At 34.0% G+C, this 10,980-nt stretch carries 5 protein-coding genes; 1 reads left to right on the top strand and 4 read right to left on the bottom strand.

The annotated features are described in order from the left end of the window. Positions 1-10: 10 nt before the first annotated feature. Entirely contained in the window at positions 11-913 is a 903-nt protein-coding gene (locus KHA98_RS16290; protein WP_213258960.1) for a DUF6607 family protein, read from the top strand. A gap of 61 nt (positions 914-974) precedes the next feature. Here KHA98_RS16290 and KHA98_RS16285 read toward each other — a convergent pair whose 3' ends face one another. The 4 genes from KHA98_RS16285 to KHA98_RS16270 form a co-directional block, all read right to left on the bottom strand. Next, entirely contained in the window at positions 975-2,447 is a 1,473-nt protein-coding gene (locus KHA98_RS16285) for a RagB/SusD family nutrient uptake outer membrane protein (RefSeq protein WP_213258959.1), read from the bottom strand. 4 nt (positions 2,448-2,451) lie between these two features. Further along, the gene (locus tag KHA98_RS16280) at positions 2,452-5,622 is read right to left on the bottom strand and encodes a SusC/RagA family TonB-linked outer membrane protein (protein WP_213258958.1); all 3,171 of its coding nucleotides are present in this window, start codon (positions 5,620-5,622) and stop codon (positions 2,452-2,454) included. Positions 5,623-5,789: 167 nt separating this feature from the next. Next, positions 5,790-7,292, bottom strand: a complete 1,503-nt coding sequence (locus KHA98_RS16275) for a SusD/RagB family nutrient-binding outer membrane lipoprotein (protein WP_213258957.1) — start codon at positions 7,290-7,292, stop codon at positions 5,790-5,792. A 9-nt stretch (positions 7,293-7,301) separates the two neighbouring features. Beyond that, positions 7,302-10,505 carry a SusC/RagA family TonB-linked outer membrane protein gene (locus tag KHA98_RS16270; protein ID WP_213258956.1) on the bottom strand — a complete coding sequence of 1,068 codons (3,204 nt, stop codon included), beginning with the start codon at positions 10,503-10,505 and terminating at the stop codon, positions 7,302-7,304. Positions 10,506-10,980 lie beyond the last annotated feature (475 nt).

The following is a 10,980-nucleotide window of genomic DNA, read 5'->3' as shown; positions in this document are numbered from 1 at the left end:
AAAATAAGTTATGATTTCAAAAAGTCTCTATTTTTCAGCTGTTATGGCTTTGACTTGCAGCCTTGGTTTCAGTCAGGACAAAAAACAACAAGACATTAAGTCAATAAAATCAATGTGTGGTTGTTATGAAGTAAAATTTAATTTTGCAGAAACTTTTCAATACGCAAAAGATTCAGCAACATACAAACCTTCTCAGACTAAACACGAATCTGCTTTAGAATGGGTTGAATTATTAGAGGATACTCCAAACAAAATCGTAATGCAGCATTTATTGATTGTAAGTGATGATATGATCATTAAACACTGGAGACAAGACTGGATGTATGAAAACACAGACTTATATTCTTTTAATAAAGGCACTTCCTGGAAATATAACAAACTAGACAAAAAAGCAGTTAAAGGTCAATGGACTCAAAAAGTATATCAGGTTGATGATAGTCCAAGATATGAAGGATCTTCTACTTGGGTACATGTTGACGGAAAAGATTACTGGGCAAATGTTGCCGATGCACCACTTCCTCGAAGAGAGCAAACAAAACGTAATGACTACAATGTTTTAAAAAGAAGAAACATTCACGAAATCACGGCTACAGGATGGAATCATGAGCAGGACAATGATAAACTCATCAGAGATGACAGCGGGAAAGATGTGATGTTGGCTCAGGAAAAAGGTTTTGACGTTTACACAAAAGTAGCAGACAGCAAATGTATTGCGGGACAAAAATGGTGGGTTGCAAACAATGCACTTTGGAAAAACGTTCGTGATAAATGGCAAACTTTATTCGATAGACATAAAGATTTAAACTTAGAAGCAAAAGTTGATAGAAAAGCACTTTATTCTCTTTTATTTGATTTAAAACCAGACGCTACAAAAGCAGAATCTGATGCAATAATCGACAAGTTCGTAAAATAAAAATGGTTTGTGTTAGTTGTGAAAAAGCCGTTAGTTCATAGAACTAACGGCTTTTTACTTTTTATAAAGGATTTTGCTCAATTAATGGATTTGCATCAATTTCTGCTTTTGGAATTAGCCATTGCCACCTTTTGTCTGACGGTGCTATAGTCATTACACCATTAGTAATACCAGAATCATGATTTGCACCAGTTCTGTCAAGTGTAGAATTTGTACGTTTTAAATCATAGAATCTAAATCCTTCTCCCCATAATTCTATTCTTCTTTGAATTAAAATTTCATCAACAAGAGCTTGTCCAGAATTTGTAGATAAAGTATAAGAGGGATTTCTAGTTTTTTCGAATTCAAAAAGTATGGTTGCTGCATCTGCGCTTCCAAGTCTTGCTTTTGCTTCTGCTTCTATTAGGTACATCTCGGCAACACGCATATACGGAACATCACATCTACTATCTCCTGCACTTATGGCTAAAAATTTCTGGCTCGTATAAGGAAATTTAGAGAAATTCGAAGGCAAAGCTAATACGGTATGTTTTCCTGTTTTATCAAAAATCGTAGAACGTACATCAGTTGATGGAATCATATTATACAATTTACTGTTGATTGCTTTTGGGCATGAACGTATAACGGTCGAACTAAAATTTCTAGACATATAAGCTCCAAAATTTCCAAAATATTGAGTTTGAACTTCATTAATATGGCTTCCCCACATCCACTCTCTATTATTGTAATCATTAAAACCTAAAACATATTCATCTGTTGACATTAAAGCCTTTCCAGATCTTGCTTTATTAGCATAATCTGCTGCAATTGACCAGTTTCCTTGCGTCAGTGCAACTCTTGCTTTTAATCCCTGTGCAACACATAAATCTAAATGTGAGTTGTTAGGTTTGTCATATCCAACCAGTAAAACGTTAGCTTCATCTAAATCTTTATTGATTTGGGCATATACCTCTTCAACAGTTGAACGAGGAAAACTTTCGCTACCAACAGTCAAAATAATTGGAACTCCTGGTTGTAAATTAGTTTCGCCATTCACATAACTTTTTCCGAATAATTGCACTAATTGATAATGACAAAATGCTCTGTAAAGTAAAGCTTGTCCTTTTACAATATTCTTTTCTTCAACAGTTCCAATAGCTGCATCAGTTGCATTAATTATTGTATTAGCATTTCTGATAATTTGGTAATATGTTCTGTAAGGAAAACGGATATCAGTAGAGTTAACATTATTTAATGCACTCCAGTTGTACACCTGCAAAAACCATCCGTTTGTGATTGGAAAAACTACATCATCACCAGCAATATCAACTTGTTCCATCAAACCACCTAAACCCGATTGACTTTGATCTTCGTACTGAATATATAATGATCTATGAATACCATTTAAAAGAGTCATTAAGTTTTTTGTACTTTTAGTTGCTCCATCATAATCTACAAATTCAGTAGGTTTTTTATCTAAAAAATCATCTGAACAAGAACCAAGGACTGTTATTATTACTATAAAAAATAATAGTTTTATATAAGTTGATTTCATTATCTTAAAAATTTAAATTTAGACCTAATGTTATTATTCGTGATGGAATGTATCTATTTTGAGTAGTTCCATTAAAGGTCTGTGTAGGATCCATACCCTGACGTTTTGTAAACAGCAATAAATTTTCTCCGTTGATATAAACTAAAGCATTATCAATTTCTAATCTTGATATAAACTCAGCCGGTACTTTATAGGATAGATTAATTTGTCTCAAAGCCAAATAATCCGACCCAATTAACCATCTGTCTGAACCCGCAGATGATTGCGGATTTCTACTAACATCTAATCTAGGCACATCTGTAACATCACCAGGTTTTTGCCACCTTCTTAAAATATCAGTACTTAATGCTGCACCATAGTTATTTCCACTGTGCATTAAAGCAGAATAATTCGTGTCATACATTTTTCCTCCTATTTGGTAAGAACACAATATATCCAATTTAAGTCCTTTGTATGTAAAAGTATTTCCGAAGCTTCCAAACAAATCAGGAATAGCAGAACCTGCATAATGATATAATGCTTTATTCTGATCTGTTGTAACGTCTACCCCATTTACGACCCTTACAGTTCCATCAGTAGCATTTATAAATTTTGGGTCAACTACATAAAGTGCGTATCCATCATTAGAATCTACTCCATACCAATCTCTTAACCAGTAATCATAAATGGAATGCCCTACAGACAGTTTTTTACTTCCGCTTATGATTTCTCCTTGAGGAAGACTTGTGATTTTGTTATTTATAGTTGATGCATTTATGTTTAAACTCCAAGCAAAATCATTTGATTTAAGAATTACACCGTCTAATGAAAGTTCAAATCCCTTATTCACCATAGAACCAATATTTTCAATTCTTTCATCCAAACCAGATGACAGTGGATTTGGAACTGCAAAAATAAGTCCGTCAGTATTTCTGTTATAATACTCTAAACTTCCTTTTAGTCTATTTTTAAATAATCCGAATTCTACAGCTACATCTTTTTGAGTATTAACTTCCCATTTCAAATCTGTTGCTCCTTGCGCGTAAGTTACTATTCCTCCTTCACTACCATTATCTTTGCCTAAACTGAAAGTGTTTTGACTTACATAATAATTTAATCCACCTATTTTAATATCTGCATCATTCTTATCACCAATCGTGTGAGAGTCATTTCCAACTTGTCCTATCGACGCTCTTAATTTTAAATCGTTAATCCATGAAGCATTTTTAAGGAAATTTTCTTTAGAAATTACCCATGCCCCACCTAAAGACCAAAAGTTACCCCAACGATTATCTTTAGCAAATTTTGACGATCCGTCTCTTCTAAATGATCCAGAAAAAATGTATTTGCTCATATAATCATAACCAACTCTAGAAAAATAGGATTCTGTTGCGTAGTTTCTTGTAAAAGAAGTCAGATTCGTTACGGTTGTGTAATTAACAAACTCAATAATATCTGGCACAACCTGACCCGTTTTTGTGCTACTTGTCCAATTAGTTTCGTAATCAAAACTTTCATGTCCCAATAAAGCATTAAAAGAATGTTCTCCGATTTTTTTAGAGTAATTCAATAATTGGTTATATGTTATACCTGTTAAAACTTTACTATCTTTATCCATTAATCCTGTTGGTGCACCATCTCCAATTTCTGTATTATAAGAATACGTTCTGTCAAAATAAGTTTTATCAATAGATGCGTTTGTCGTAAACTTTAAATCTTTAGTAAAATTAATATCAAAGAAAGTTCTTGCAGAAAGCGCCAATCCTTTTCCAGAATCGGTATTATTTAAAGTTTCATACACAACGTTTCGTCCATTTGCAGCGCCGGAACCACGACTGGTTGAATATACTCTGTCACCATTAACATCAAGGACATAATCACCATTTGCTGTATGATCAAAAACAGGGTAAATAGGTCCCATTGTTCTGATCGTCATAAATGGATTATTAAAAGAACTTGTATTTTCAAGTGGATTAGTACTGCTTAGTTTAGAATTTGTTATAGTACCCGACATATTGATACCGGTTTTAAACCATTGTTTTAAACTTGTATTTAAATTTAATCGTCCAGTTGTTCTTTCAAAACCTGAATTTCTCAAATAACCTTCTTCATCTAAATAGCCTAACGAAGCAAAGTAATTCGATTTCTCAGATTTTCCCTGATAAGAAAAATCAACATTTTTACGAACTCCGGCTCTTTCTAACTGTTTTGCCCAATTTAAATCTTGTGGATACAATAGTTGTGCATCTGCATTCAGTTTTCCATCTGTTCCAACTATGCTCGCATTTGGAACATTAAATGGATTCGTAACTAGAACAACTGGTACTCTCGCTGAAGCGTAAGCATTTGCAACATCAATTTGTGCCTGATTTCCCATTGGGCGACTGTTTCTGATTGCTTCCCATTCTAAAGGATAATAAGCAAAAGCGTCTACCCTATTATACTCCTTAATTGATCGGGAAGTTATACCCGTGCTTAAGTTTAATGTAAACTTATCCTTTTCTGATTTACCTGATTTTGTTGTAATGATAACTACTCCATTTGCCGCTTTCGATCCATACAGTGAAGTGGAAGAAGCATCTTTCAAAACACTAAGACTTTCAATATCGCTTGAATTCAAGTTACTGATGTCTCCTGCATACGGAACACCATCAACAATATATAATGGATTATTTGATCCATTAACCGAACTAAAACCACGTATTCTAACTTCTGGAGCGGCACCTGGCTGACCAGATGAACTTTGAATTTGAACACCTGATGTAGCTCCCTCTAAGACAGAAAGAGCATTTGTCAGTGGCCTGTCTTCAAGTTGATCGGATTTAATTTGAGTTGCGGAACCTGTATATGAAGTTTTTTTTGCCGTTCCGTATGCCACCACAACTACTTCATCAAGTTCTTTTCCTCCTTCCTTCATTTTAGCATTTACTACAGACGCTGTTCCAACTGTAATAGTAACGTCCTCCATTCCCATGTAAGAAAACATAAGAATATCTCCTGTTTTTGCTTTGATAGAATACTTGCCATCAAAATCTGTTTGTACGCCATTTTTTGTTCCTTTGACCAATACGTTTATTCCCGGAACAGGTCCCATTGCATCTGATACAACTCCTGAAATCACTCTTTCCTGAGCAAAAATCAATTGAGTAGTTATAACAAAGACAAGAACTAATAGCCCTTTAATTTTCTTTTTCATCACATCTTTTTTTAATTACGTGGTGCAACTTATATAATTAATTTAAATTTAACAAGATTTTACGTCTTTTTAACACGTAAAATTGTAAGGTAAATATATTAAAAATGCAAAAAAGGAAGCCAACACATAGGTTGCTTCCTTTTTTATATAATTGCATTTTAATTAATCTAATCTATATCCCAAAATAACTTTGTAGATAATTTATCACCTCCAATTGCGGCTGCAGCGGCATTATAATTGGTAGCATTAAGGGTTTGCTCTCTAATTGGATAAGCCATTCTGGAAGGAATTTGACCTTCTGCGGCAGCATTTGCATCTGCTGGAGGTATCAGTACAGGAAAATTCAATCTTCTTGTAAAAGTCCATCCTTCAAATCCTCTGTTAAACATTGCATACCATGCCTGTTCTCCTATTTTTTGTTGCCATGTTCCTGTTGCTGTAGTGTATGCAACTGTTGATTGCGCTAAATAAGCGTCTGCATCTGTACTGGCTATTTTCCAATCTTGCATAGAAGCTTTAATAGCATCATTATAGTGAGATTCTGCAGTACCAGCTATAGTAACACCTCTTTCTACGGCCTCTGCCAATAAAAATTCAACCTCTGCATAATCTAAAAGGGTACCTTTAAAATCTGGTTCCTGTATTACATCACCTATATGAGTATATTTTCCATAGCTGTTTTTGACGCCGACAATTCCTCCTTTGTAAGGTAAAGGGTTCCCATTTTCATCTTGCAGGTTTTGTGCAAAATATACTTTTGCTCTGGGATCATTTTTGGCTACAACAGCATCTACAAAAGGCTGCGCAGGAACAAAGTCATGTCTTCCGCCAAAAACTAAATCGACATAAAGCGGGTTTGTATTGGGTACATTTTTTTCATAAAATATTTTTGCATTATCGGTATTAGATGCAAAAGCATTTTTTGAGGCAGAAATAATAGCCTCATCAGCAATAGCTTCCTCTAGCCCTGAAGCTTTAAGATTTATTCCCAATTTCAGTTTAATGCTATTCGCAAATTTTATCCAGGAAGTTAAGTTGTCTCTATAAATAACATCGGCAGTACCAAATGCCGGATAAGTTGTTTGAATATTAGCAATATTCTTATCAAGGCGTACAATTAAATCTTTGTAAATATCAACAGCCTTATCATATTTTGGAAGATAATTTCCAGAACCTTTCAATGCTTCCGAATATGGAATATCACCAAAAGTATCTACTAAAATTTGATACGAATAAACCGTTAAAATATCAATTAACGCAAGCTGATTCTTTTTGGCTGCCATTTTAGCAGTAAAATCAGGATCAGAAACCAGGATTTCTTCTTTTTCAATAAATGATTTTGCTTTCAATAAATCGCTTAACGAACCATCATTTGTTGTTGTACCAGATAAGTAAGCATCCCAATGATTTCCTGAAATATTTCGGGTTGTCCATTGATAAAGTGACTCGTCAGTATAGGTTGTTTCTGTCCATTGCTGATTTACCAGTCTAAAGATATTTTTATTTACACTGGTATTTACAACTTGTTCTGCAATTCCTTTTTCAGCACTGGTAAAAAGAGACGAGGCCGGAACCACAGACGGGTTCTTTTCATCTACATTTAATTCTGTTAAATCGCTGCAAGAGACTGTAAGTACTAATGCGCTGATGAAATAAATTATTTTTTTCATGATATTGTATTAAAATTTAAATGTTAAATTGAATCCTATGTCTCTCGTTGTAGGTAATGACCCAACGGAATAACCTTTTGATTTACTTCCAGATGACAATCCACTTTCAGGATCTGCATAAGGCAGGTTTTTACTTATTATCCACAAATTAGATCCTAATAAACTAAAGGTCGCTGCGTTTACAAATGTTCCTTTAAACATGTTTTTAGGAAAATTATAGCTAATAGAAACCTCTCTTAATTTTACGTAAGAAGCATCATAAACAAATGCTTTTGCAGGTTGAGCCAAATAGCCATAATTGTTTGAATAAGATCCTGGATTCTGTGTCATAACAGTATTTGGTGTTCCATCAGGAGCAACTCCTGCATTTAGAATCCCTTTCTCACGAATATCTCCTACAGCTGTTTCTTTATACAAACCATTTGCTAACCCGTAGTACATGTCCAGAGAAAAAATATCTCCTCCTTTTTGGGTATCGATTAAGAAACCAAGAGAAACATTTTTATAGGCAAATTTATTTCTTATACCCCCTATCCAATCTGGTGTAATATTACCAATTGTATTGTCAGATGTAGTAGAAATCATATACCTACCTGTTTTCTGATCTATTGTAGGCTGACCGTTTGTATAGACATAATCAGTACCTTTTATACTTCCGTAAGCTTCATTAAGAGTTGCATTTGTTGACACTCCACCCTGAAAACTTGCTAACTGAAGATTTTCTATACCGCCTGGCAATGAGATAACTTTACTTTTATTATTGGACCAGTTTACGATAATATCCCAACTAAAATCTTTTGTCTTTATTGGAGTTCCTGTAAGCTGTAACTCCAGACCTCTGTTCTCAATATTACCACCATTTACAACTGCATTAGTATAACCGGATGCTGAAGATACCGCGGCAGAAACAATTTGATCTACTGAATTTGTCTTGTAATAGGTAACATCAAATCCTAAACGTCTGTCAAGCATACTGGTTTCTAAACCCACTTCAAAAGATCTTGTTCTTTCCGGTTTTAGATTAGGATTTTTATTGATATTAGGCAAAGTATACATTGGTTCATTATTAAAATTTGAACTTCTTACGTATGTGTTTGCCAATTGCAATGCATCTGCGTCATTACCCACTTCAGCGTAATTCATTCTAAATTTCCCTAAGTTCAACCAGCTTTGTTTCATTAAATTGGAAAACAAAACAGAACCCGAAATCGCAGGGTATACATAAGAATTATTTCCTTTTGGAAGTGTAGACGATTCATCGCGTCTAACAGAGGCATCTAAGAAATAAGTATCCTTATAACCTAAAGAGGACTGAGCATATATACCATCTACTTGTTTAGTATACTTTGTTTCTTTCGGAAAAGGCAAAGCGTATCTTGAATTTGATAACGCATATATTCCGGGAGTAACTAAACCTCCAATTGTTGATGATAGAATATTTTGCTTATCATCTCTTCTTATATTTGTACCAAGTACTCCGGTTAAACTAAGATTATCTCCAAATTTTTTATTGAAGTTTAACATTAAGTCATAATTGATTTCCTGAAAATTATCATCATACCTTTGATAACCTGAAGTTTCATCAACAGGAGATAATCCGAAACCAGAAGCAATAGAACCAACTGCTCTTCTTTCTTCCTGAAGTTCCTTATAGGTATCTAAAGACACACGACCTAAGGCACTTAACCAACTTGTTATTTTATAATCCAAAGATGCATAACTAAAGAGACGTGTTCTGTTATCTGAAGAATAATTTTGGTAACGTGTAAAATAAGGATTGTCCCAGTAGATAGGCACTAATCCTGCAGATGAGGTTGGATCTGCCCAGTTCCACGTAATATTTTGTCCTCCCGAAGCATTATAAACATTCTGCAGCTCTTTTATATCTGTATTTGTTTGCCACCATTGTCTAAAACCACCAACTACATTATCTGTATATCCAGTGGAGTTTCTACCTGTTGTATTTTGCAAAGTGACCGCCGCGTATGCATTTGCTGTTAACTTATCAGTAATACTTTGACTAAACCTGGCGCTTAACTGATTCTTTTTTAATTCACTATTAGGCAAAATACCCGATTGAAGTGTGTTTACATAAGATAATGATAGGCTTGATTTTTCGGTAGCTTTTTCGAGAGACAAACTATTTGTATTGGTTTGTGCTGTCTTAAAAAAAGAAATTGGTCCATTTTTAGCTGCACTCCAGGCTGTTGCCTTTCCATAATTCTTGGAATATTGTGTAAAAGCATCCCATTGATAAACTGGTTGACCAGTAAAAGCATCTCCGTAAGAAGCATCATTAGAAGTATCTACAGTAGGTATTTCACTGTCTGCATCAAGAAATGAACTTCCAATTCCGTACCCTGATCCATATTTATTTTGATATTTAGGAAATGTTGCCTTATCAACTGTTCCAACGGTCATGCTGCTAGAAAAAGTAAATCCAACTTTTGAATCATTTTTTTTACCTTTTTTGGTTGTAACCATCACAACACCATTTGCGGCTCTTGAACCGTACAAAGCGGTTGCAGCAGCACCTTTAAGAATATTAATACTTTCTATATCTTCCTGATTAATATCTGAAACGTTATTCCCATAATCATATCCTCCACGACCTGTATTCTGATTTGTAGTATTGGAATTAGAATTATCAACTGGTACTCCATCTACAACCCAGAGAGCCTGATTATTTCCCGTTAAAGATTTATTTCCACGAATAACCACATTGGTTGATCCCCCAAAGTTTGTGTTTCTTGAAACTTCAACACCGGCAGCTTTACCAGATAATAAATTAGCCACGTTTGCATTACCTGCACCACCATCCAAATCTTTTCCTGTAATCTGTTGTGTGGCATATCCTAATGACTTTTTTTCTCTTTTAACTCCCATTGCCGTGGTTACCACCACTCCTTCAAGTTCTACTGAAGCATCTTTTAATTGTACATTAATTACAGAAGAACTAACAAGCGCTTCCTGAGTTTTCATTCCAACGTAACTAAATACCAGAACCTGACCAGATTCTGCCTTAATAGTATATTTTCCATCAAAGTCCGTTTGTGCTCCCGATTTGGTTCCTTTTACTAAAATGCTAACCCCCGGTAAAGGTATTCCCGCATTATCCGAAACTGTTCCGGTAATTTTTTTTTCTTGCGCAAAAGTGACTTGCAAAGCAAGTACAAAAAAAAGTATCGCAAACCCTTTTAATCTTTGTTTCATTATTTTGATTTTTTTGATTTAGGGGTGCAACTTATCAATAAATTATAATTTTAACAAGAAATATACTTTATTTAACATTATGAAATATAATACTTATATTACAAATAAGATATTTTCACAATTAACAAATCAAAAGAAATACTGATTGTCAAACACTTAAAAACAAAACCAAGAAGATAATTTGTAAGAATTATTTTTAAGCTTATAGTCTTAAGAAAAACCTAAAAGTGTTATAATTTTAAAGTTTAATCAATTAGCCAATCTAACTCAGAATTTTTAAATTCGACATTGATATTGATAAGAAGAACTTCTTCTTTATACTTTAACTGAAAATAAAAAAACCGTCCAGATCCTGTCTAAACGGTTTAATCCTCTTAATAATTTTCACTAAAAGCTTACTAATTCAAAATAGTCAAAAATAAATGTAAGAAGGTATTTTAAGAACAAAATTTCATTTGATTGAATACTGTTGCTA

It is taken from the genome of Flavobacterium branchiicola (assembly GCF_018383905.1).
GTDB lineage: Bacteria > Bacteroidota > Bacteroidia > Flavobacteriales > Flavobacteriaceae > Flavobacterium > Flavobacterium branchiicola.
Note: the sequence above shows the minus strand (reverse complement) of the source record. Positions and strands in the feature narration are given on the sequence as shown.